We start from the raw sequence: 23,231 nt of genomic DNA, 5'->3' as shown, positions 1-23,231 counted from the left end.
GGTCCGTGTCGGCCGCCGGTGCGCCGCCGGTCGCCGGTACGGCTCCGGGCGGGGTCGGGGAGGGTGCCGCCGCCTGTACTGTTCGGGAAATGACCACCCTGAATCTCGACGACTTCTCCGATCTGATCGAGCGTCCCGACGGGGGCGTGCGGCGGGACGCCGAGGACCGCCGCGAGCGGCTGGCCGTGCCGCCCGGCGCCCTGGGCCGGCTGGACGAGCTCGCCGAGTGGCTCGCCGCCGCGCAGGGTTCCGTACCGGTCCGGCCGGTCGAGCACCCGAAGGTGGTGCTGTTCGCCGGTGACCACGGGGTGGCCGGGCTCGGCGTCTCGGCCCGTCCCGCCGGCGGGACGTACCGGCTGGTCCGGGACGTGCTAGAGGGGCGGAGCCCGGTGTCGGTGCTGGCGGGCCGGCTGGGTGCCGGGATCCGGGTGGTCGACGCGGGCCTGGACTGCGACCCCGGTCTGCTGCCGGAGGAGGTCGTACGGCACCGGGTGCGGCGCGGCAGCGGCCGGATCGACGTGGAGGACGCGCTGAGTGCGGCGGAGGCCGAGGCGGCGGTGCGGCTGGGCATGCGGATCGCCGACGAGGAGGCCGACTCCGGTACGGACCTGGTGGTGCTCGGCGACCTGAGCGTCGGCGGGACCACGGTGGCGGCGACCCTGGTGGCCGCGCTGTGCGGCACCGACGCCTCGGTGGTGACCGGGCGCGGCGGCGTCCCCATCGACGACCTGGCCTGGATGCGCAAGTGCGCGGCCGTCCGCGACTCGTTGCGCCGGGCCCGCCCGGTGCTCGGCGACCAGCTGGAGCTGCTCGCGGCGGTCGGCGGTGCCGATGTCGCCGCGATGACCGGATTCCTGCTGCAGTGCGCGGTCCGCCGTACGCCGGTGGTCCTCGACGGGGTGGTTTCGGCGGCCTGCGCCCTGGTGGCGCAGCGGGCCGCGTTCCGCGCCCCGGACTGGTGGCTGGCGGGCCAGGCCAGCGGTGAACCGGCACAGGCCAAGGCACTGGACCGGATGGCGCTCAACCCTCTGCTCGACCACGGCGTCACAGTGGGCGAAGGAACCGGGGCGTTGCTGGCGCTCCCGCTGGTCCAGGCCGCCGCGGCGCTCGCGGCGGAGCTGCCCGAGCGGGACGCCGACCGGGCCGGGGAGGCCGAACAGGCCGACGCGGCCCACCGCGCGGACTCGGCCGACGGGGCCGACATGCCGGAGAAGGCGGAGAAGACGGGCTGAGTGTCCGGGGCGGCGGCCCCGGCAGGGCGCCGCTCCCCGGCTCTGCCGTGACGCGCGACGCCCCATATGATCGCTTTTCATGGGAGAGGTCCGTTTGACCAGCGCAGACCCCGTCCGGCAGTACGACCGCGCCCCCGGCCGTGCGCCCACCGGCGGAACCACCGAGGCAACCAGGGGAAGCACCGGCAGCACCGGCACGGGAGCCGGCCGGGGGAGCAAACGGTCCGTGCGGGCGGCCGCGTTCGCGGTCTGGTACCTGCGGGCCGTCACCTTCGTCAACTTCCTCAGCGCGGTCTGGGTTTCGCTCGGGCAGGACCTGCGCGCCCACAACACCGCCAGCTACTTCACCCCGTACCTGCTGACCGCCGGCTTCGGGTCCGGCCTGTTCTCGCTCTTCCTCGCGGTGACCACGGGCCGCCGCAAGCGGGCCGCCTGGATCCTGAACCTGGTGATCAGCGGCCTGCTGACGGTGTTCCTGGCGTACTACTGCGCCACCGACCCGGAAATCCGCTCGCACGCGCAGAACTGGGTGTCCCTCGGCCTGACCGCCGCGTTCGTCGGCGCCCTGCTGCTGGGCCGCCGCGAGTTCTACGCCAAGGGCGACCGGTCCAACCCGAAGCTGGCCGCGGCCGTGGCGGCGGTCGGACTGCTCGTCACCTCGCTGGTCGCGGCGCTGCTGGTCGGCCTCACCAACACCGCCGGGGACGGCGCGGAGGCCGGCTTCATGGCCCGCTGGCGGTACGGGGTGATGCGCCTGATCACCCTCGCCGAGAGCGACCACGGCTACCGGGGCATCGTCACCCCCGGCTGGGTGGACGTCTTCATCAACTTCATGTCCTTCCTGCTGCTGCTCGCCGTGCTGCTGGCCGCGTTCCGGTCCCGCCGGGCGGTCGACCCGCTCACCGAGGAGGACGAGGAGCGGCTGCGCACGCTGCTCGCCCGGCAGGGCGACCGGGACTCGCTCGGCTACTTCGCGCTGCGCCGCGAGAAGTCGGTGATCTGGTCCCCCACCGGCAAGGCCGCCGTCACCTACCGGGTGGTGGGCGGGGTCTCGCTGGCCTCCGGCGACCCGATCGGCGACCCCGAGGCATGGCCGGGCGCCATCGAACCGTGGCTGGCCGAGGCCCGCGAGCACGGCTGGGTGCCGGCGGTGATGGGCGCGAGCGAGGAGGCCGGCACCGTCTACGCCCGGCACGGCCTGGACGCGCTCGAACTGGGCGACGAAGCGATCGTGGAGACCGCCGAGTTCACCCTGGAGGGCCGCGCCATGCGGACCGTACGGCAGGCGTACAACCGGGTGAAGCGGGCCGGCTACGAGGTGCGGATCCGGCGGCACGCGGACATCCCGGCCGAGCAGATGGCCGAGCTGCTGCGACGTGCCGACGACTGGCGGGACGGCGCCACCGAGCGCGGCTTCTCGATGGCACTGGGCCGGCTCGGCGACCCCGCCGACGGGCAGTGCGTGATGCTGGAGTGCACCGACGGCAGCGGGCGGCTGCGGGCGCTGCTGTCCTTCGTGCCGTGGGGTCCGGCCGGCCTGTCGCTGGACCTGATGCGCCGTGACCGGGACTCCGAGAACGGCCTGATGGAGTTCATGGTCATCGAACTCCTTGAACGTTCCCGGGAAATCGGCGTCACCCAGGTCTCGCTGAACTTCGCCATGTTCCGGTCCGTCTTCGAGCGCGGCTCCCGCCTCGGTGCGGGCCCGGTGCTGCGGCTGTGGCGCTCGCTGCTGTCGTTCTTCTCGCGCTGGTGGCAGATCGAGTCCCTGTACCGGGCGAACGCCAAGTACCGGCCGATCTGGGAACCCCGGTTCATGCTCTTCGAGAAGAGTTCCGACCTGCTGCGCATCGGTTTGGCGGCCGGGCGTGCCGAAGGTTTCCTGGAGGCTCCGGGGCTCCCCAAGTGGGTTCACCGCAAGCACCTGGGGACCGGGCGTTGACCCTTCCGGCCGTGCGCCGCTTCGTCGCGGCCGAATGGGGTCCGCTGTACCGGACCGTGCGCTCCGCACTGGTCCGGCGCGGGTGGCGGGCCGTCCCGATGTCCCTCGGGGCGGTCTGTCTGACGCTGGTGTTCCAGATCGTGCAGAACCAGCGGTGGGGCTTCGCGTTCGTGCAGGACCTCGGGTCGGTGAGGGCGTCCGACCCGCTGTGGCTGGCCCTGCTGCGGACCCCGCTGTCCCTCTTCGTGCCCGCCCTGGACCTGCCCGTGTGGGGTGCGCTGGCGCAGATGCTGCTGGTCTTCGGGATCGCGGAGATCTGCGTCGGCTGGCGGCGGACCCTGCTGATCGGCTACGTCGCCACGCTCGCGGGGACCACGTACGCTCGGGTCGGGCTCGCGCTCGGGCCGCACCACCCGCTGGGCCTTCCGGACTCCGACCGGCTGATCGTCGACACCGGGCCCTCGGCGGCCGTGGTCGGCCTCTCGGTGTACGTGTGCTGGCGCTACGGGGCGTACGTCACCGGGGGCGCGGTGGTGCTGCTGATGGGCGTCGAGCTGCTGGTGAAGGACAACCTGGCGGGCAAGGAACACCTCGCGGCCATCGCCGCGGTCGCGGCGGTGTGCGCGATGCTGTCGGCTGCGGGTTCCCGGCAGGGGGGACGGCCGCGGAACCTGCACCGGGTCCGGGTCCGGCACCCGCTGCGGTACCGGCTCCGGCACCGGCAGCAGCCGCAGCGGGACCGGTCGGTCCCCTCCCGGTCGGGTTGACCTCGACCGGCCTTGAGGTTGCATGCTGGATGCATCGATCGCGCACACGGTGCGCACCACGGGGAGGAATCGGGATGACCACCGACACGACGGGGACGACCGGCACAGCGGGCACGACCGGCACCGCGGGCACGACTGACGCGGAGGGCGGGGCCGGACCGATGGGCGAGAAGGACAGGGCCGACCGCGAGAACGACCCCGCCGTCCTGGCCCGCCAGCCCATCGGCAGCGTCTCCGACGCCGTCCACCGCGAGGTCATCGCGTACATCCGCGGCAGGCTCGGCGAATTCGGCCTGACCCAGCCCCAGTACTGGACGATCCGCTACCTCCACCCGGAGGACCTCTCGGCGGACGGCACGGGCCGGACCCCCGCCGAACTGGCCGAGCTGCTGAGCCCCTACCTCCTCCCTCAGGACCGGCCGGCGGAGGACGCCCAGGACCTGGTCGCACGGGGGCTGCTCACCCGCGACGCCGAGGGGCGGCTGTGGCTGGCGGAACCGGGCCGGCGGGCCCACGCGGAGGTCAAGGAGATCCTGCCGGGGCTGCGCGCCCGCATCCACGACGGCATCGACGACGCCGACTACGCGACGGCCGTGAGGGTGCTGCGACGCATGATGCGGAACGTGGGCGGACCGGCCGCGCTGGAGCGTTACCCACTCTGAGCGCGAGGCCGTACCGTATCGGGATGCTGACGAAACACCTCGCGCCGCGTACCCGGCCGGGCGGCGGAGCGGTCTGCTTCACCCGCGAGTGGATGACGGCGCATCCGCTGGCGACCGACGCGCTGCTCGCGTTCGGGGTGCTCGTCTCCATGTTCGTCGGATCCTTCGCCGACCCGCACGGGCCGCACGGGCCCACCTTCGGGACCCGGACCCCGCACCCCTTCTCGCTGGTGCTGATGGTGCTCGGGGCGGCGGCGCTGGTCCTGCGGAGGCGCCGGCCCCGGAGCGTGCTCGCCGCCACGGTCAAGCTGACCCTGCTGGAGCTCGCCACCGGGGAACCGCGGGCGCCGGTCGCCTTCTGCGCGGTGGTCGCCCTCTACACGGTGGCCTCGCGGACCGACCGGCCCACCACCTGGCGGCTCGGGCTGCTCACCATGACCGGGCTGACCGGGGTGGCCATGCTCGTCGGACCGCTGCCCTGGTACGCGCAGGAGAACGTGGCGATCTTCGCCTGGACCGGGATGGCCGCCGCGGCCGGGGACGCGGTGCGCAGCCGCCGGGCGTTCATCGACGCCATCCAGGAGCGGGCCGACCGCGCGGAGCGGTCCCGCGAGGAGGAGGCCCGGCGGCGGGTCGCCGAGGAGCGGCTGCGGATCGCCCGGGACCTGCACGACGTGGTCGCCCACCACATCGCGCTGGTCAACGTGCAGGCCGGGGTGGCCGCGCACGTGATGGACAAACGGCCGGACCAGGCGAAGGAGGCCCTCGCGCACGTCCGGGAGGCGAGCCGGTCGGCGCTGAACGAACTGCGGGCCACGGTCGGGCTGCTGAGGCAGTCCGGCGACCCGGAGGCGCCGACCGAGCCGGCGCCGGGGCTGGGCGTGCTCGACGACCTGGTGGACACCTTCCGGAACGCCGGGCTGCCGGTGCAGGTGGCCGTCCAGCAGGGCGGGGAGGAGAAGCCGGCACTGCCGGCCGCGGTGGACCTGGCGGCGTACCGGGTCATCCAGGAGGCGCTGACCAACGTCCGCAAGCACGCCGGGCCGGATGCGAAGGCCGAGGTCAGCGTGGTGCGGGTGGGTACGTCGGTGGAGATCACGGTCCTGGACGACGGCGGTGCGGACGTCCCCGAGCCGGCCACCGTCCCGGCCTCCGCGGCAGCGGCCTCCACGGCATCGGCTTCCCCGACATCCGTTTCCTCGGCATCTTCGGCATCCTCGGCATCCTCGGCGTCGGCATCCCCACAGGCGTCCGGCGGGCACGGACTGCTCGGCATGCGCGAGCGGGCCGGGGCGCTGGGCGGCACCTGCTTCGCGGGGCCGCGCTACGGCGGGGGCTACCGGGTACACGTGGTCCTGCCGGTCTGAGCGGCCGTCACATGCCCCGGGGAAGGGTCCGCCACGGGTGCGCCCCCGTACCGGACACCGCACAGTGCACGCCGGCGTGCCGGGCCGCGGCGAGCGCGGAGACGGCGGCGGGGGCGGTGCCGGGCGGCACCCCGTGGACGAGGTGGCAGAACCGGGTGGCCGGATGCCCGGCGGTCCATTCCGGCAGTGCGCCGGCCGCCGCGTCCCGGTAGACCTCCCAGGGTCCCTCGAAGGTGACCAGCAGGTCGGCGATCTCGGCGAAGCCGGGGTGGTGCGGGTGGGTGCCGTGGTTGAGGACGAGGGTACGGGCGCCGGCCGCGCGGGCTGCGACGGCGAGCCGGCGGTAGTGCGGCAGGCACTCGGCACCGGCTGCGGCCTGGTCGAGGAACGCGCCGTCGGTGGCATACCAGTCGCGGTGCCGGAGCAGCTCCTGTACGACGTCGGCGTGCGGGCGGCGGCCGTAGTCGGTGTCGACGTAGCCGAGGACGGCGACTCCGGCGTCGCGCAGCCGTGCCGCGGCCGCGGCGAACGCGGCGTCGGGGGCGTCGCCGGGGCCGTTGGCCGGGTTGACGACGACGGAATGCAGACGGTCGGCGGCCCGCACGAGGGCGGCCCATGCGGCGGGCTGCTCGGCGGGGTGCTCGTAGTAGGGGACCAGCAGCATGTTCACTCCGTGGGGTTCGAGGACGGACGGTCACCTCCGCCGAGGCGGGCGGCGCCTCCGCCGAGGCATGGACGCCGGCTCCGCCGAGGCGTCGGCAGGCGTTCCGCAGGGCCTTGCCCCGCCCGAGGTGTGGGGCGCCGCCCCGCCGAGGTGTGGGCAGCCGCCCCGCAGGGGCCCTGCCCCGCCCGAGGTATGGGGCGCCGCCCCGCCGAGGTGTGGGCAGGCGCCCCGCCGAGGTGTGGGCAGGCGTTCCGCAGGGCGGAACGGGTGGGCACACCGGAACGCCGCCCAGCAGGCAACGCTCCCGCCCCGCCGAAGCGATGGCTCGCTCCGCCGGAGCCGCCGCCCCTGGGGCGAAGCACCGGCTCCGCCGGACCCGGCACCGCCAGGAGCGGAGCTCCGCCCGGAGCGGGGTCCGACCCCGTCGTGCGGGGTCGGGGCCAAGGCACACGCTGCGCGTCCGGCGCGCGCCGTCGTGCCGTGTGCCCACCCGTGCCGCCCTGCGGCACGCCTGCCCACACGGCGCGGCGTAGCGCCGCCAAGCCCCGCCCGGCCGGGGCAACGGCCGGCACCCACACGGCCGCGTGAACGGCACGAGCCCCGCCCGGCCGGGGCAACGGCCGGCACCCACACGGCCGCGTGAACGGCGCGAGCCCCGCCCGGCCGGGGCGACGGCCGGCACCCACACGGCGCGGCGGGGTCCGGTCGGGAGACCGCAGGGCGGGAGCCGTCAGCGGTGGGACGTGGCGCGGCCGAGGAGGACGCAGGCGAGGGACGAGAGGGCCACGGCGGTGGTGGCGGCCACGGCGAGTTGGGCCGTGCGCGCCGGGGCCAGGCCGAACAGGACCACCGCGGCCTGGATCAGCGCCGCGCCCGCCACCACCGCCGCCGCGATCCGGATCGCCCCGAAGGACTGCAGCAGCAGACCGCTCCACATCACCGTGGCCAGCAGGAGGAGGATCGCCACGCGGGAGGCGGTGACCTGCGGGGCGCCGGGCCACAGCAGGGTGCCCACCACGCCCAGCACCAGCACGACCCCCAGGTACGCGGCCAGGCAGCGGGCCAGTGTCGCCAGCATCGTCCGGCGGAACGCACCCGGGGAGCGGGCCGCCCGCAGACCGGTCAGGCTGCCGCTGCGGAACCGGTGCAGCAGCCATTCCGCGGGTCCCATGCTCAGGGTGAGCGCGACCGCCGTCGGCGCCGCCCCGGCCAGCACCTCGCCCAGCGCGGCGTACAGCACCAGCAGACCGGTGCCCAGGCCGAACAGCCCGAACGGCACCGAGTCCGCCAGCCGCGGCCCGCGCGGGGTGAAGTCGTCCTCCGTGCCGCGCAGCACCCGCCACCGCACCTGGCCCTCCCCCGGACGCCGCGCCAGGGGCCGCCGCAGTGCCGACCGGACCGCCCGTACGCCCGCCGCCACCGGCAGTTCCCGTACCGCCAGCGCGCACGCCCCCAGCAGGGACAGCAACAGCAGGAGGATCCGGAGGGCGGCCGGCAGGTCCACGGCGAGCGAGGCCGCCGCGCCGGCCGCCATCGGCGCCAGCGCGAAGAGGAGCAGCCGCTCCCGGCCGAGGACCAGCAGCACCGTCGCGGCACCGACGTAGACCGCCTGCCCGGCCGCGAAGGCGTACGAGAAGGCAGGTCCGCCGGGCACCGCGCACGCGGCGGCCGCGCCCAGCAGCGCACCGGCCGGGGCGCCCACCAGCAGGGTGCGGCCCGCGGCGGCGCGGTCGCCGAGCCCCAGCCAGGAGTACGCCCGGTGGGACAGCGTCTGGTCCCAGACCCAGCCGATCAGCGCGCCCGCGAGGAGGGTGACCGTTCCGGCGGGCAGCCCGAGGCGGTCGGGCGGGCCCTCCAGGAGCGGCCCGCCCAGCAGGTAGGCCAGCCCGGGCAGGACGAAGATCACCCCTCGGAGGAGGCAGGCGAGCAGGGAGACCCGCCAGGGGTCGGCCGGGGCGGCCGGCTCGGGGAACGCGCGCGGGACCCGGGCGTACAGGTCCTCGGCGAGGGTGAAGGAGTCCTCGCGGCCGTAGGCGAGGCGGATGTGTTCGTCCGTCATGCCGTCGGACTCCAGGACGGCCGCGATCTCGTCGGGGTGCACGGCTGCGGAGACGAAGGTGCCGAGCCGGCCGGCGAGTTCCTCCATCGGGTCGGCGGCCGGGGCCCCGGCCGGGGCGCCGCGCGGCCGCGGGACCGCGGGGAGGGTGCCGGCGCCGGGGCCGGGGGGTTTGAGCCAGAGGGATCCGCTCACCAGGTGCTCCCCTCGGCGGCCAGCTCCCGTTGCCGGGACGGACCCGTGCCGCCGGGGTGGTGCGGCGGGAGGACCACGGGCCGGCCGGCCAGTTCGCGGTAGATGTGCCGGAAGCCGTCCACGGACTGGTGCAGGGTGAACTTCTCCACCACCCGCAGCCGGGACAGCCGCCCCAGTTCGGCGCGGCGCGCGTCGTCCCGGAGCAGGGCCAGCGTGGCCCGGGCCATGGTCTCCGGTTCCCGGGGCGGGACGACCAGTCCGGTGTCGCCGACGGCCTCGCGGACGCCGCCCACGTCCGTGGAGACGGTGGTCCGCCCGCAGGACATGGCCTCGATGATGCTGAACGGGAAGCCCTCGCTGATGCTGGAGAGCATCACCACGCTGCCGGCCGCGTAGGCGTCCGCGACCCGGTCGATGCGGCCCTCGTAGCTGATCCCGTCCGTGACGCCGAGCTCGGCGGCGAGTTTCTCCAGCCGCAGCCGGTAGTCCTCGCAGCCGGCCGGGACGGGCCCGAACAGCCGGAGCCGGAGTTCCGGGAGCTCCTCGCGCATGAACGCGTAGGCGCGGATCAGGGTTTCCAGGTCCTTGATCGGGTCGATGCGGCCGCACCAGCTGAGGGTGGGCGCCTCCGGTTCCGGTCCGGCTTCGGGGAAGCGGTGCGGGTCCACGCCGTTGTAGACGGTGCGGATCCGGTCGGCGGGTGCGCCGCCGCGTTCCTCCCAGCGGCGGTTGTAGCGGTTACAGGGGGTGATCAGGTCGGCCTGGCGGTAACCCTCGGAGTTGAGCTCCCGGTAGAAGCCGAGCAGCAGGGCCTTGACCGGCCAGCGCTGCCGGTCGCTGCGGTAGCCCAGATAGCGTTCGCGCAGGTAGATGCCGTGCTCGGTGAGGAGGAACGGCACCTCGTCGAGGTATTTCGCGGCGAGTGCCGGGAGGGTGGCGAGGCCGCTGCTGACGGCGTGCGCGACGCTGTCCGGGGGGATCCGGACGGTGAGCGGTCGCAGTGCGTGTTCGAGCAGGTCGGTGGCGGTGAGGGCGTCGTGGACGGTGGGGCGGGCGCCGGCCGTGGGCAGGTCCGGGCGGGTCCATACGGCCATCAGGGTGCGCAGGACCGATTCCGAGCGCAGGGCCGGGGCGAGCCGCCCGGACCGGGCGAGCAGGGCGAGTTCGCGGAGGGCGGCGCCGAAGTCCGGACCGCCGTGTGCGGGATCGAGGAGCGAGAGCAGGAACTGCTCGTAGAGGCCGAGGAAGCGGCGGTGCGCGCGGCCGCGGAGTGCGGTGCGGCGGCTCCGGGCGGGCGGCGGGCCCCAGAGCGGGAAGGCGGTGTGCCGGTAGACGTTGCGGGGCAGTTGCCAGGCGACCGGTTCGCGTCCGGTGCCGGTGAGGGCCGTGACGTTGAAGTCGACTTCCGGCATGCCCCTGACGAGCTGGTCGCACCAGGTGCTGACGCCCCCGTGGACGTGCGGGTACGTGCCTTCGGTGAGCATGGTGACGTGACGCCCATGGCTCATGGGTCTGTGTCCCCCCAAGGACGGTTGTTCCGGACTCGGTATCGCCTCCGGGAGCGGTTCGGCCGGTTCCCGGGCAGGGCGGAGGGGCGGCCGGGCGGGGGGTACCCGCCCGGCCGCGCGGGGCGATCCGGGTCAGCTGGGCAGCTTGAGCGTGACGGCCGACTGGAGGAACTCCGGGCCGGTCCAGGTCGAGCGGGTGCCGGCGTAGGCGGTGCCGTACGCGGTGGTGCCGAGGAGCAGCTGCTTGCGGGTGCCCTCGGGGGCGGTGACCGGGGCGAGGACGCCGGAGGGGGCCTTGACCGTGACCGTGGAGCCGACGCGGTAGGCGGTGACCTTGTTGTCGGCGAGGGCCTTGTCCCAGGCGGCCCGGCGCTGGAGCTCGGTGCCGGTGTCCTTCTGGCTCTGGTTCACCAGCGGGGTGTTGGCCGCGTACAGGGTGCGGTAGGTGCCGAGCACCTCGTCGAGGACGGGGTAGAGGGTGCGGTCCTCCGCCAGGTTGGACTGGTGGACGTAGTGCGGCCGGGGGTCGTTGGCCATGACGTGCCGGAGTGCGGTCCGGGCCTCCTGCGGGACGATGTACTGCAGGTAGCCGGTGTCGGCGTCGAGGGGCGCGGGCAGGCAGGTGGAGAGGGGGTTGTCCTCGCAGATGCCGCTGCCGCCGTCGGCCCGGCTGGTGTAGACCCAGTTGTACTCGTCGGCCATCTCCTTGTTGGTGCCCGTGTTGTAGTACACGTTCATCGGGTGGCGGGGCACGGTGAGGGCGTTGCCGACGGCCCGCTGGACGGGTTCACGGGAGTTGTCGCTGGCGATCCACCTGACCCCGTTGTCGGCGAGGGCGCCGGCCAGGTTGGGGTTGTCCTGCGGCTGCTGCGGGAGGGTCTTCAGGCCGGAGTGCTCGCCGGTGACCAGTTCGGAGCGGTCCAGCTGGATGCCCCGGGCGGTGGCCCAGTTGTGGTTGTCGCGGATCTGCGCGGAGATCTCGGAGCGGCTCATGTACTGGGGCTGGCCCTGCGCGTTGAGGGTGCACTTCCACGGGACGGCGGTGGTGTCCTGGACGCAGCCGAGGAAGGGGTGGGTGTAGGTGTGGTTGACCCACCGGTACTTGGCCCGGTCGGCGAGGAGCTGGGTGGTGAGCGCGTCGGTGCCGCCGTGCTCGGTCTTCCACTCCTCGCCGGCGCCCGCGTTGAAGACCATGTCCAGCCTGAAGTTCTGCTGCTGCTGCCACTGGGCCGCGTACACCGCGTCGGCGGCGGTCATCCGGATCTCGCTCTCCAGGCCCTCGCCGCCGGCGCAGGCGTAGTCGCCCGGGGTGCAGTTCAGGTCGGTGTTCCAGCGGGCGTCGGGGGCGAAGACGTCGTCGACGTGGACGGCGAAGTAGTTGCGGCTCTGGCCGAGGTGGACGCCCTGGGTGAGCCATTCCACGATGCCCCGGGCGAGCAGCCGGTACTGCCGCTGGTACTGGTTGTAGCCGAAGGTGACGACGAGCTCGGTGCGCCCGTCGTGGACGTACTCGCCGAGCAGCGAGGCGCGGCCGGAGCCGACGGGTGCGTCGAGGTAGCTGGTGTAGCCGGGGCGCGGCTTCCCCATGAAGCCGTAGCTTTCGGGGATGAGGCTCGAATTGTCCTCGAAGGTGACCTCGCCGCCGAGGTAGCCGAAGGGGCCCGCCTGGCCGGCCGGGGTGATCGCCGCCTTGGTGCCGTCGAGCTCGCCGGCGTAGCCGCCGTTGTCGGTGTATTCCAGGCCGACGCCGGGGTGGGCCCAGGTGTAGGCGTCGACCTGGCGGATCCCGTACGTCGTCTCGTACGCGGTGAGCGCGGCCATCTCGGCCGAGCCCTCGCCGAAGGGGTTCTCGTTGGGCAGGACCACGCCCTGGTACTTGGCGCGCGGCCGGCCGGTGGTGGCGTCCCTGGCCTCGCTGAGGAAGGCCTGGTTGATGACCGGGCGGTCGGCGCTGCCCAGTTCGATGCGGGTGAAGGGGACCCCGGTGTCCTTCAGCTCCGCGGTGATCGCCTCGATCGAGCTGCCGCCGTCGTCGACGACCAGCACTTTCAGGTCGATCCGGGGTGTGGTGGCCGCCTCGGCGGCCTGTACGGCATCCGCGGCCTCGGCGGACGGCGCGAGCGCCGCCGCGGACGGGACCACGGGTGCTGCGACGGAGACGAGAGCTGCCGCGGCCCATACGGCGGCAGCCCTGTTCATCCGGTTCCTTTTGACCATGTCGGCCTTTCCCCCCGCAGGCATCCCTCGACACGGCCCTGGCGGTCGGTGCCGGGCCGGGGAGGCTCTGTGGAAATCATGCAAAGGGACCCCGCGTCCCCTTGCGAGAGTGGCTTGAGTCTGTCGGACCCCGCCCATTCCAATAGGCAAACCTTGAACAGTCACCACGGATGGGTGAATCTGACGGCGCATTGATCGAACAACTTGCCAAACCTTCGAGTGCCGTGCGCGCGACGGCGTACGCGTACGCTCGGTTCCGGCGGCCGCCCGGGCCGGAAGTACGATCGCGGACGGCCGGCGACCCCGGCATGGGCCACAGCCCCACATCACACATACGGAAGCGAGACCTCACTACCGTGACTGCTCTGACTCTCAGCACTGCAGGCGCCGCGACGCTGCGCGCCGACGCCCTCGTGGTCGGCGTGGCGAAGGGCGCCAAGGGCCCCGTCGTCGCCACCGGCGCCGAGGCCGTGGACACGGCGTTCGACGGAAAGCTCGCCGCCGTGCTCGACGCCCTGGGTGCCTCGGGCTCCGAGGGCGAGGTCACCAAGGTGCCCGCGCCGGCCGGCCTGAAGGTCCCGGTCGTGCTGGCGGTCGGCCTCGGCCCGCTCCCGGAGAGCGACGAGTCCTACGACGAGGAGACGCTCCGCCGGGCCGCCGGCGTCGCCGCCCGCGCCCTGTCCGGCGCCAAGAAGGCCGCCTTCGCCCTGCCGCTGGAGGACGCCTCCGCCGTCACCGCCGTCGCCGAGGGCGCGCTGCTGGGCGCGTACGCCTTCACCGCGTACCAGGGCGGCGAGAAGAAGGCCAAGGAGAACGGCGGCCCCAAGCTGCCGCTCGCCGAGGTGGCCCTGCTGGGTGCGAAGCCGCGCGACAAGGAGCACAAGGCCGCCGCCGAGCGCGCCAAGATCGTCGCCGCCGAGGTGAACATCGCCCGCGACCTGATCAACACCCCGCCGAACGACCTGACCCCCGAGGCCTTCGCCGCCGTGGCCCAGACCACGGCCAAGGAGCTCGGCATCAAGGTCCAGGTGCTGGACGAGAAGGCGCTCGTCAAGGGCGGCTACGGCGGCATCATGGGCGTCGGCAAGGGCTCGGAGAACCCGCCGCGCCTGGTCAAGATCGCCTACACCCACCCGGACGCGGAGAAGCACCTCGCCTTCGTCGGCAAGGGCATCACCTACGACTCGGGCGGCATCTCCCTCAAGCCGGCCGGCCACAACGAGACCATGAAGTGCGACATGTCCGGCGCCGCCGCCGTGTTCTCCGCCGTGGTCGCGGTGGCCAAGCTGGGCCTGCCGGTCAACGTCACCGGCTGGCTGGCGCTCGCCGAGAACATGCCGTCCGGCTCCGCCACCCGCCCCGGTGACGTGCTGCGCATGTACAGCGGCAAGACCGTCGAGGTGCTGAACACCGACGCCGAGGGCCGCCTGGTCCTGGCCGACGCGCTGACCCGGGCCTCCGAGGAGAACCCGGACGCGATCGTCGACGTGGCGACCCTGACCGGCGCGATGGTGCTGGCGCTGGGCAACCGCACCTTCGGCATCATGGCCAACGACGACGCCTTCCGGACCTCGGTCCACGAGATCGCCGAGGAGGTCGGCGAGGCGTCCTGGCCGATGCCGCTCCCCGCCGACCTGCGCAAGGGCATGGACTCCCCCACCGCCGACATCGCCAACATGGGCGAGCGGATGGGCGGCGGCCTGGTGGCCGGCCTGTTCCTGCAGGAGTTCGTGGGCGAGGGCATCACCTGGGCGCACCTGGACATCGCGGGCCCGGCCTTCCACGAGGGCGCGCCCTACGGCTACACCCCCAAGGGCGGCACCGGCTCCGCGGTGCGGACCCTGGTCCGGCTGGCCGAGCGCACCGCCACCGGCGACCTGGGCTAGCACCCGGAGGAGACCGGAGATCATGCGCGGCCCCGGGCCGGGAAGCCCGGGGCCGCGCTGTTTGTTCGGTCATGCGAAGATGGGTCCTCGGCAGGACAGGGCCCCCACCACAGGGCCGAAAATAAGCGGCCGAATACCAGCCGCCGCCCGGTCGTGAGAGGACCGGTGCCCGGCGCACATGCATGGAGGACGTGACGTGGCGAACGACGCCAGCACCGTTTTCGACCTAGTGATCCTCGGCGGTGGCAGTGGCGGCTACGCCGCGGCCCTGCGGGCTGCCCAGCTGGGTCTGGACGTTGCCCTGATCGAGAAGAACAAGCTCGGCGGCACCTGCCTGCACAACGGCTGCATCCCCACGAAGGCTCTGCTGCACGCGGGCGAGATCGCGGACCAGGCGCGCGAGGCCGCGCAGTTCGGCGTGAAGACCTCGTTCGAGGGCATCGACATCGCCGGTGTGCACAAGTACAAGGACGACGTCATCGCCGGCCTGTACAAGGGTCTGCAGGGCCTGGTCGCCTCCCGCAAGGTGACCTACATCGAGGGCGAGGGCCGGCTGTCCTCCCCGACCTCCGTCGACGTGAACGGGCAGCGCATCCAGGGCCGCCACGTCCTGCTCGCGACCGGCTCCGTGCCGAAGTCGCTGCCGGGTCTGACCATCGACGGCAACCGGATCATCTCCTCCGACCACGCGCTGGTCCTGGACCGGGTCCCGGAGTCGGCGATCATCCTGGGCGGCGGCGTCATCGGCGTCGAGTTCGCCTCCGCGTGGAAGTCCTTCGGCACCGACGTCACCGTCATCGAGGGCCTGAAGCACCTCGTCCCGGTCGAGGACGAGAACAGCTCCAAGATCCTTGAGCGCGCCTTCCGCAAGCGCGGCATCAAGTTCAACCTCGGCACCTTCTTCGACAAGGCCGAGTACACCGAGAACGGCGTGCGGGTCACCCTCGCCGACGGCAAGACCTTCGAGGCCGAGGTGCTGCTGGTCGCCATCGGCCGCGGCCCGGTCTCCCAGGGCCTGGGCTACGAGGAGCAGGGCGTCGCGATGGACCGCGGCTACGTCCTGGTCGACGAGTACATGCAGACCAACGTGCCGACCATCTCGGCCGTCGGTGACCTCGTCCCGACCCTGCAGCTCGCGCACGTCGGTTTCGCCGAGGGCATCCTGGTGGCGGAGCGTCTGGCCGGTCTGAAGACCGTCCCGATCGACTACGACGGTGTGCCGCGCGTCACGTACTGCCACCCTGAGGTCGCCTCCGTCGGCATCACCGAGGCCAAGGCCAAGGAGATCTACGGCGCGGACAAGGTCGTGGCCCTGAAGTACAACCTGGCGGGCAACGGCAAGAGCAAGATCCTGAAGACCGCGGGCGAGATCAAGCTCGTCCAGGTCAAGGACGGTGCCGTGGTCGGCGTCCACATGGTCGGTGACCGGATGGGCGAGCAGGTCGGCGAGGCCCAGCTGATCTACAACTGGGAGGCCCTGCCGGCCGAGGTCGCGCAGCTCATCCACGCGCACCCGACCCAGAACGAGGCGCTCGGCGAGGCCCACCTGGCCCTGGCCGGCAAGCCGCTGCACGCACACGACTGATCCAGTCACGGGCGCGACGACCGACCATTTCCGCAATTCCGTTAGGAGCAACAGAAACCATGGCGGTTTCCGTAACCCTTCCGGCGCTCGGTGAGAGCGTCACCGAGGGCACTGTCACCCGTTGGCTGAAGGCCGAGGGCGAGCGCGTCGAGGCCGACGAGCCGCTGCTCGAGGTCTCGACCGACAAGGTCGACACCGAGATCCCCTCCCCCGTCTCCGGCATCCTGGCGTCCATCAAGGTCGCCGAGGACGAGACCGTCGAGGTCGGCGCCGAGCTCGCCGTCATCGACGACGGCTCCGGCGCACCGGCCGAGGCTGCCGCTCCGGCCGCCGAGCCCGCCGCCGCCGAGGCCCCGGCCGCTCCGGCCCCGGTGGCCGAGGCCCCCGTCGCCGAGGCCCCGGCCGCCCCCGCACCGGCCGAGACCCCGGCTCCCGCCGCCGCTGCCCCGGCCGCGTCCGGCACCGACGTGACCCTGCCCGCCCTGGGCGAGTCCGTCACCGAGGGCACCGTCACCCGTTGGCTGAAGGCCGTCGGCGAGTCGGTCGAGGCCGACGAGGCGCTGCTGGAGGTCTCCACCGACAAGGTCGACACCGAGATCCCGGCGCCGGTTTCCGGCACCCTGCTGGAGATCCTGGTGGGCGAGGACGAGACCGCCGAGGTCGGCGCCCGTCTCGCCGTGATCGGTGTCGCCGGTGCGGCTCCGGCCGCGCCGGCCGCCCCGGCCCCGGCCGCCGCTCCGGCTCCGGCCGCCCCCGTGGCCGCCCCGGCCCCGGTCCAGGCTGCCGCCCCGGTCGCCGCCCCGGCTCCGGTCCAGGCTGCCGCCCCGGTCGCCGCTCCGGCCCCGGTCCAGGCTGCCGCTCCGGTCGCCGCCCCGGCCGCCCCGGCGGTCTCCGGTGACGAGAGCGCGTACGTGACCCCGCTGGTGCGCAAGCTCGCCTCGGAGTCCGGCGTCAACCTGAACACGGTCACCGGCACCGGTGTCGGCGGACGTATCCGCAAGCAGGACGTCCTGGCCGCCGCCGAGGCCGCCAAGGCCGCTGCCGCCGCCCCGGCGCCGGCCGCCGCCGCTGCCGCCCCGGCCGCCAAGGCCCCGGCCGCCGCAGTGTCCGAGCTGCGCGGTCAGACCGTCAAGATGACCCGCATGCGCAAGGTCATCGGCGACAACATGATGAAGGCGCTGCACGGGCAGGCCCAGCTGTCCTCCGTGATCGAGGTGGACATCACCAAGATCATGAAGCTGCGCGAGAAGGCCAAGGCGGGCTTCCTGGCCCGTGAGGGCGTCAAGCTCTCCCCGATGCCGTTCTTCGTCAAGGCCGCGGCCCAGGCGCTGAAGGCCCACGCGGTCGTCAACGCCCGGATCAACGAGGACGAGGGCACCATCACCTACTTCGACTCGGAGAACATCGGCATCGCCGTGGACTCCGAGAAGGGCCTGATGACCCCGGTCATCAAGGGTGCGGGCGACCTCAACCTGGCCGGCATCTCCAAGGCCACCGCCGACCTGGCCGGCAAGGTCCGCGGCAACAAGATCACGCCGGACGAGCTGTCGGGCGCGACCTTCACCATCAGCAACACCGGCTCGCGCGGTGCGCTGTTCGACACCGTCATCGTGCCGCCGAACCAGGTCGCCATCCTGGGCATCGGCGCCACCGTCAAGCGTCCGGCGGTCATCGAGACCGCCGAGGGCACCGTCATCGGCGTCCGCGACATGACGTACCTGACGCTGTCCTACGACCACCGTCTGGTGGACGGCGCGGACGCCGCCCGCTACCTGAGCGCCGTCAAGGCGATCCTGGAAGCCGGCGAGTTCGAGGTCGAGCTCGGCCTGTAGGCACGTCGAGCGTGCGGCCGCAGACAGGCCGCAGGTGACACGGCACGCGACGGCGCCCCCGCCCGGAACTCCTCCGGGCGGGGGCGCCGTCGTCGTATGCGCCGCGGCCGCCGGCACCGCCGTTGTTACCAGCCTCACCCGGTGGCCCCCGCCGCGAACGCTTCGCTCGGGGCTACTCCGCCGTATTGTCTACGTGTCTACGCATCTTCAGCTGCGCACGCCCCCTCAGGAGATGAAGCACCGATGATCACCCCACCCGTCGTGCACTCGCTGCGCGAGCAGATCCGCGAGCACATCGTGGAGGGGATCGTCAGCGGGCGCTGGAAGCCCGGCGAGCGCATCGTCGAGCGGCGGATCGCCGTGGAGCTGGAGGTCAGCCAGACGCCGGTGCGCGAGGCGCTGCGCGAGCTGGAGACGCTGCGGCTGATCGAGTCCGCCCCGAACAAGGGCGTGCGGGTACGGAACCTCTCGGCGGCGGACCTGGAGGAGATCTACCCGGTCCGGGCCGGCCTGGAGCAGATCGCCGCGGAGCTGGCGGCCCCGCGGCTGGCGGTGGACTGCTCGGCGCTGGAGCCGCACGTGGAGGCCCTGTGGGACGCCGACCGGCAGGACGACGGGACCGCGCAGGTGCGGCACACCGTCGGCTTCCACCGGGAGATGGTGCGGGCGGCCGGGAACAGCGTGCTGCTGCACACCTGGGAGAGCCTGGGCATCGAGGTGTTCACGGCACTGTCGATCCGCTGGCTGGGGACCGTCCAGAAGTCGTACGCGGAGGAGCACGAGGCGCTGATCCACGCCTTCCGCCGACAGGATCCGGACATCGGCCTGCTGGTGAAGCGCCACGTTCTGGGCTGCGCGCCGCGCGCCTGAGCAACCCCCGCACGACCCCGTTTGTCCTGTTTTGATCGGCACCGCGTGCCTATTTTTATGGCACCCGGTGCCGACTTTTGCCTTCTCGACCAATTCGCGACCACTTTTGTTTGATCGATCATCGATCAGGGTCTTACAGTCTTCGCGGGCCCCAACCGGGTCCGTCAACCCTGTCCTGCCCGTCAGGGTTCCTTTCTTCACCCCCCTCCTTACTCTGGAAGGCGGCGCACACCGATGGCCGACCCCGTAGCAAAGCTTCCGAGCGAGCTCGACCAGCTCCCGGACCGCGACACCGAGGAGACCGCCGAGTGGGCGGCCTCCCTCGACGCAGTCGCCCAGGCCGCCGGTACGCGCCGTGCCGAGTACCTCATGCGCCGTACCCTCCAGCACGCCGAGGCCGCCGGGCTCGCCCTGCCGAAGCTGCTGGAGACGGACTACGTCAACACCATCCCCACCTCCGCGGAGCCCGAGTTCCCCGGTGACGCGGAGCTGGAAGCCAGGATCACCGCGTGGAACCGCTGGAACGCGGCCGCCATGGTGACCCGCGGCTCCAAGTACGGCGTCGGCGGCCACATCGCCACCTTCGCCTCGGCCGCCTGGCTCTACGAGACCGGCTTCCAGCACTTCTTCCGGGGCAAGGAGGCCGACGGCTCGGGCGACCAGCTCTACATCCAGGGCCACGCCTCCCCCGGCATCTACGCCCGCGCCTTCCTCGACGGGCGCATCTCCGAGCAGCAGCTCGACAACTTCCGGCAGGAGTCCGGCGGCAACGGCCTCCCCTCCTACCCGCACCCGCGCCGACTGCCCTGGCTGTGGGAGTTCCCCACGGTCTCCATGGGCCTCGGCCCGCTCTCCGCGATCTACCAGGCGCGCTTCAACCGCTACCTGCAGAACCGGAACATCAAGGACACCGCCAACTCGCACGTCTGGGCCTTCCTGGGCGACGGCGAGATGGACGAGCCCGAGTCGACCGCCGCCCTGGCCCTCGCGGCCCGTGAGCGCCTCGACAACCTGACCTTCGTCGTCAACTGCAACCTGCAGCGCCTCGACGGCCCGGTGCGTGCCAACTTCCGCATCGTGCAGGAGCTGGAGGCCCAGTTCCGCGGCGCCGGCTGGAACGTCGTCAAGACCCTGTGGGGCTCCGCCTGGGACGAGCTGTTCCAGCTCGACACCACGGGCGCCCTGGTCCGCCGTCTCCGCGAGACCCCGGACGCGCAGTTCCAGACGTACGCGACCCGTGACGCGGCCTACATCCGCCAGCACTTCTTCGGCGGCGACCCGGCCCTGGTGGCCCTCGGCGGCCTGCTGACCGACGCGAAGATCGCCGAGTGCTTCCACACCTCGCGCGGCGGCCACGAGCCCCGCAAGGTCTACGCCGCGTACAAGGCCGCCCTGGAGCACAAGGGCGCGCCGACGGTCATCCTGGCGCAGACCGTCAAGGGCTACACCCTGGGTTCCGGGTTCGAGTCGAAGAACGCGAACCACCAGATGAAGAAGCTGACCATCGACGAGTTCAAGGGCATGCGCGACCTGCTCGGACTCCCGATCCCGGACAGCGCCTTCGAGAGCGGCGTCGTTCCCTACGGCCACCCGGGCGAGAACTCCCCCGAGGTCCGCTACCTGCACGAGCGCCGCGCGGCCCTCGGCGGCCCGGCCCCGGCCCGCCGGGTCCACCAGGTGGCCCTGCCGCAGCCGGCGGACAAGTCCTACGCCCCGCTGCTCAAGGGCTCCGGCAAGCAGGAGATGGCCACCACCATGGCCTTCGTCCGGCTGGTCAAGGACCTGATGCGGGACAAGGAGACCGGCCGCCGCTGGGTGCCGATCGTCCCCGACGAGGCCCGTACCTTCGGTATGGAGTCCCTGTTCCCGTCGGCCGGCATCTACTCGCCGCTGGGCCAGACGTACGAGCCGGTCGACCGCGACCAGCTGATGTACTACAAGGAAGCCAAGGACGGCCAGATCCTCAACGAGGGGATCACCGAGGCCGGCGCCATGGCCGACTTCATCGCCGCCGCCACGTCGTACGCGACGCACGGCGAGACGATGATCCCGTTCTACATCTTCTACTCGATGTTCGGCTGGCAGCGGACCGGCGACCAGATGTGGCAGCTCGCCGACCAGCTCGGCAAGGGCTTCATCGTGGGCGCCACCGCCGGCCGCACCACCCTGACCGGTGAGGGCCTGCAGCACGCCGACGGCCACTCGCACCTGATCGCGGCCACCAACCCGGCCTCGCTCAACTACGACCCGGCCTTCGCGTACGAGATCGCGGTGATCGTCAAGGACGGTCTGAAGCGGATGTACGGGGAGAACCCCGAGGACGTCTTCTACTACCTGACGGTCTACAACGAGCCGAAGCCGCAGCCCGCCATGCCGGCGGGTGTGGAAGAGGGCATCGTCAAGGGTCTGTACCGGTTCAACACGGCGGCGGACCTGGCCGAGCAGGGTGCGGCGACCCCGGCCGCCGACGCCCCGAAGATCCAGCTCATGGCCTCGGGTACGGCGATCCACTGGATCCTGGAGGCGCAGCGCCTGCTGGCCGCCGACTGGAACGTCTCCGCCGACGTGTGGTCCGCCACCTCGTGGGGCGAGCTGCGCCGCGACGCGCTGGAGGCCGACGAGGCCCTGCTGCGCGGCGAGGAGCGCACCCCGTACGTCACCAAGGTGCTGGAGGGTGCTCCGGGCCCGGTCCTGGCGGTCTCCGACTGGATGCGGCAGGTGCCGGACCAGATCAGCCAGTGGGTCCCGCAGGACTACACCTCGCTGGGCACGGACGGCTTCGGCCTGTCCGACACCCGTGAGGGTGCGCGCCGCCACTTCGGTGTCGACCCGCAGTCGATCGTGGTCGCCGCGCTGGCCCAGCTCGCGCGCCGCGGCGAGGTCCCTGCCTCGGCCGTGAAGGAGGCCCGGGAGCGCTACGGGCTGTAGGCCCGTGGGCCGCCCGCGCCCCGCACGTACGGCGAAGGCCGGTGTCCGCACCCCGCGAGGGGGTCGGACACCGGCCTTCGGCCGTTGTGCGCCGGGGTCTTTGGCCGTATGCGGTGGCGGCCTTTGGCCGTACGCGCGGTGGCGGGGCGGGGACCGACCCAGGATGCTAGGACCCGTGATGGACGAGACGGAGTTCTGGGCGATCATCGACAGCACGCGCGAGGGTGCCGAGGGCGACCCCGAGGAGCACGCCGAGCTGCTCGTGGAGCGGCTGACCCGGCTCGATCCGGATTCCGTGCTCGACTTCGCGCGGCATTTCGAGTCCCGGTACAACCGGGCGTACAGCTGGGAGCTGTGGGGTGCCGCCTGGGTGCTCCTCGACGGGGCCAGTGACGACGCGTTCGACTACTTCCGGTGCTGGCTGATCGGCCAGGGGCGGGAGGTGTTCGAGGGCGGCGTGCACGAGCCGGACCGGCTGGCGGAGCTGCTGGGCGAGTTCGACGAGGAGATCGACGGGGACGGGGAGGAGCTGGGGTACGCGGCGGACGAGGCGTACGAGCAGCTCACCGGGGTGGTCGCGCCCGATCTGGGGGTCCCGCTGCAACCGGCGGAGCCGGAGGGCGCTCCGCTGGACTTCGAGAACGAAGCCGTCCTGGCGGAACGGTTCCCCCGGCTCTGGGACCGCTTCCGCGGGTGATCCCCGCCCGCGGAAGCGGGGTGCCGCGCGGCGTTCCGCCCTAGTAGTGCGTGCCGCCGTCGATGCGGATCTCGGTGCCGGTGATGAAGGCGCCGTCCTCGGAGCCGAGCATGGCGACCACGCCGGCGACCGTGTCGGGGCCGGCGAAGCCCTGGCCGAGGGCGGGGGCGAGCTTGGCGAAGAGCGACCAGTCGGTGTCCTCGGGCAGACCGGGGCCGTTGCCGGTGGTCATGCCGCTCTCGATGGAGCCGGGGGCGACGCAGACGACGCGCAGGCCCTGCTTGCTGTACTCGGCGGCCAGCGAGTGGCTCATGGACTGGATGCCGCCCTTGGTGGCCGCGTAGGCGGACATGTAGGGGTGGGCGAAGGTCGCCGAGGTGGAGCTGAAGTTGACGATGACCGGGCGGTCGCCGGCCAGCAGGGCCGGGATCGACTCACGGATCATCAGGAAGGTGCCGGTCAGGTTGACCGAGATGATCCGGTTCCAGAGCTCCAGGGTGGTCTTGTGGGTGTGCTCGGAGCGGAGGATGCCCGCCGCGTTGACCAGCACGTCGATGCCGCCGAGCGCGTCGACGGCGGCGGCCACGCCTTCCTTGACGGCGCCCTCGTCGGAGATGTCGAGGACGGCGGTGGTCAGGCGGTCGGCGGTGCCGTCGGCGGCCGCCTTCTCCGCGGTGGCCTTCAGGCCGGCTTCGTTCACGTCGACGGCGTGGACGCGGCCGCCTTCGGCGAGGATGCGGTGGACGGTGGCCTGGCCGATGCCGGAGCCGCCGCCGGTGATCACGACGCGTCGGTCTATGTAACGGTTCATGTCTTGAGCGTA

At 72.8% G+C, this 23,231-nt stretch carries 16 protein-coding genes; 11 read left to right on the top strand and 5 right to left on the bottom strand.

Annotated features, from left to right (window positions below; all coding sequences use genetic code 11):
- Positions 1-89: 89 nt before the first annotated feature.
- The 5 genes from cobT (at position 90) to AB0O36_RS17175 (ending at position 5,970) form a co-directional block, all read left to right on the top strand.
- Complete coding sequence (gene cobT / locus AB0O36_RS17195) at positions 90-1,232, top strand: nicotinate-nucleotide--dimethylbenzimidazole phosphoribosyltransferase (protein ID WP_365110481.1); 1,143 nt, start codon at positions 90-92, stop codon at positions 1,230-1,232.
- Between the two features lie 79 nt (positions 1,233-1,311).
- Positions 1,312-3,174, top strand: a complete 1,863-nt coding sequence (locus tag AB0O36_RS17190) for a phosphatidylglycerol lysyltransferase domain-containing protein (RefSeq protein ID WP_365110479.1) — start codon at positions 1,312-1,314, stop codon at positions 3,172-3,174.
- An 11-nt stretch (positions 3,175-3,185) separates the two neighbouring features.
- The gene (locus AB0O36_RS17185; protein WP_365110476.1) at positions 3,186-3,941 is read left to right on the top strand and encodes a hypothetical protein; all 756 of its coding nucleotides are present in this window, start codon (positions 3,186-3,188) and stop codon (positions 3,939-3,941) included.
- Between the two features lie 74 nt (positions 3,942-4,015).
- Complete coding sequence (locus tag AB0O36_RS17180) at positions 4,016-4,603, top strand: MarR family winged helix-turn-helix transcriptional regulator (protein ID WP_365110474.1); 588 nt, start codon at positions 4,016-4,018, stop codon at positions 4,601-4,603.
- A 23-nt stretch (positions 4,604-4,626) separates the two neighbouring features.
- The gene (locus AB0O36_RS17175) at positions 4,627-5,970 is read left to right on the top strand and encodes a histidine kinase (protein ID WP_365110471.1); all 1,344 of its coding nucleotides are present in this window, start codon (positions 4,627-4,629) and stop codon (positions 5,968-5,970) included.
- A 7-nt stretch (positions 5,971-5,977) separates the two neighbouring features.
- Here the strand turns inward: AB0O36_RS17175 and AB0O36_RS17170 are convergent, their stop codons facing one another.
- From AB0O36_RS17170 to AB0O36_RS17155, 4 genes are all read right to left on the bottom strand, one after another.
- Complete coding sequence (locus tag AB0O36_RS17170) at positions 5,978-6,634, bottom strand: spherulation-specific family 4 protein (protein WP_365110468.1); 657 nt, start codon at positions 6,632-6,634, stop codon at positions 5,978-5,980.
- A gap of 730 nt (positions 6,635-7,364) precedes the next feature.
- Positions 7,365-8,885, bottom strand: a complete 1,521-nt coding sequence (locus tag AB0O36_RS17165) for a hypothetical protein (RefSeq protein WP_365110466.1) — start codon at positions 8,883-8,885, stop codon at positions 7,365-7,367.
- Entirely contained in the window at positions 8,882-10,393 is a 1,512-nt protein-coding gene (gene pelF, locus AB0O36_RS17160) for a GT4 family glycosyltransferase PelF (RefSeq protein WP_365110464.1), read from the bottom strand. The genes AB0O36_RS17165 and pelF overlap by 4 nt, the downstream gene beginning before the upstream one ends.
- Before the next feature lie 132 nt (positions 10,394-10,525).
- Positions 10,526-12,592, bottom strand: a complete 2,067-nt coding sequence (locus tag AB0O36_RS17155) for a hypothetical protein (RefSeq protein ID WP_365110461.1) — start codon at positions 12,590-12,592, stop codon at positions 10,526-10,528.
- Between the two features lie 374 nt (positions 12,593-12,966).
- Between AB0O36_RS17155 and AB0O36_RS17150 the strand changes: the two genes are divergently transcribed.
- From AB0O36_RS17150 to AB0O36_RS17125, 6 genes are all read left to right on the top strand, one after another.
- Positions 12,967-14,496, top strand: coding sequence for a leucyl aminopeptidase (locus AB0O36_RS17150; RefSeq protein WP_365110459.1), 1,530 nt, complete (start codon positions 12,967-12,969; stop codon positions 14,494-14,496).
- A gap of 196 nt (positions 14,497-14,692) precedes the next feature.
- Complete coding sequence (gene lpdA / locus AB0O36_RS17145; RefSeq protein WP_365110456.1) at positions 14,693-16,081, top strand: dihydrolipoyl dehydrogenase; 1,389 nt, start codon at positions 14,693-14,695, stop codon at positions 16,079-16,081.
- A gap of 59 nt (positions 16,082-16,140) precedes the next feature.
- Positions 16,141-17,913: a 2-oxoglutarate dehydrogenase, E2 component, dihydrolipoamide succinyltransferase gene (sucB, locus tag AB0O36_RS17140; protein ID WP_365110454.1), complete on the top strand. Its 1,773-nt coding sequence runs from the start codon at positions 16,141-16,143 to the stop codon at positions 17,911-17,913.
- A gap of 246 nt (positions 17,914-18,159) precedes the next feature.
- The gene (locus tag AB0O36_RS17135) at positions 18,160-18,783 is read left to right on the top strand and encodes a GntR family transcriptional regulator (RefSeq protein ID WP_365110600.1); all 624 of its coding nucleotides are present in this window, start codon (positions 18,160-18,162) and stop codon (positions 18,781-18,783) included.
- A gap of 234 nt (positions 18,784-19,017) precedes the next feature.
- The gene (aceE, locus tag AB0O36_RS17130) at positions 19,018-21,711 is read left to right on the top strand and encodes a pyruvate dehydrogenase (acetyl-transferring), homodimeric type (RefSeq protein WP_365110451.1); all 2,694 of its coding nucleotides are present in this window, start codon (positions 19,018-19,020) and stop codon (positions 21,709-21,711) included.
- 175 nt (positions 21,712-21,886) lie between these two features.
- Positions 21,887-22,408, top strand: coding sequence for a DUF4240 domain-containing protein (locus AB0O36_RS17125; protein ID WP_365110448.1), 522 nt, complete (start codon positions 21,887-21,889; stop codon positions 22,406-22,408).
- A 40-nt stretch (positions 22,409-22,448) separates the two neighbouring features.
- Here the strand turns inward: AB0O36_RS17125 and AB0O36_RS17120 are convergent, their stop codons facing one another.
- Positions 22,449-23,219 (bottom strand): SDR family oxidoreductase, encoded by a 771-nt coding sequence (locus AB0O36_RS17120; protein WP_365110447.1) that lies wholly within the window; start codon positions 23,217-23,219, stop codon positions 22,449-22,451.
- Between the last annotated feature and the right edge of the window lie 12 nt (positions 23,220-23,231).

Origin of the sequence: Streptomyces sp. NPDC089799 (genome assembly GCF_040684755.1) — a bacterium.
Taxonomy (GTDB): domain Bacteria; phylum Actinomycetota; class Actinomycetes; order Streptomycetales; family Streptomycetaceae; genus Streptomyces.
Note: the sequence above shows the minus strand (reverse complement) of the source record. Positions and strands in the feature narration are given on the sequence as shown.

Excerpts from the sequence above, each read along its gene's own strand:
- cobT (WP_365110481.1), top strand. The coding sequence starts at position 90 with ATGACCACCCTGAATCTCGACGACTTCTCCGATCTGATCGAGCGTCCC.
- AB0O36_RS17190 (WP_365110479.1), top strand. The coding sequence starts at position 1,312 with ATGGGAGAGGTCCGTTTGACCAGCGCAGACCCCGTCCGGCAGTACGAC.
- AB0O36_RS17180 (WP_365110474.1), top strand. The coding sequence starts at position 4,016 with ATGACCACCGACACGACGGGGACGACCGGCACAGCGGGCACGACCGGC.
- AB0O36_RS17175 (WP_365110471.1), top strand. The coding sequence starts at position 4,627 with ATGCTGACGAAACACCTCGCGCCGCGTACCCGGCCGGGCGGCGGAGCG.
- AB0O36_RS17170 (WP_365110468.1), bottom strand. The coding sequence starts at position 6,634 with ATGCTGCTGGTCCCCTACTACGAGCACCCCGCCGAGCAGCCCGCCGCA.
- pelF (WP_365110464.1), bottom strand. The coding sequence starts at position 10,393 with ATGAGCCATGGGCGTCACGTCACCATGCTCACCGAAGGCACGTACCCG.
- AB0O36_RS17155 (WP_365110461.1), bottom strand. The coding sequence starts at position 12,592 with ATGAACAGGGCTGCCGCCGTATGGGCCGCGGCAGCTCTCGTCTCCGTC.
- sucB (WP_365110454.1), top strand. The coding sequence starts at position 16,141 with ATGGCGGTTTCCGTAACCCTTCCGGCGCTCGGTGAGAGCGTCACCGAG.
- aceE (WP_365110451.1), top strand. The coding sequence starts at position 19,018 with ATGGCCGACCCCGTAGCAAAGCTTCCGAGCGAGCTCGACCAGCTCCCG.
- AB0O36_RS17120 (WP_365110447.1), bottom strand. The coding sequence starts at position 23,219 with ATGAACCGTTACATAGACCGACGCGTCGTGATCACCGGCGGCGGCTCC.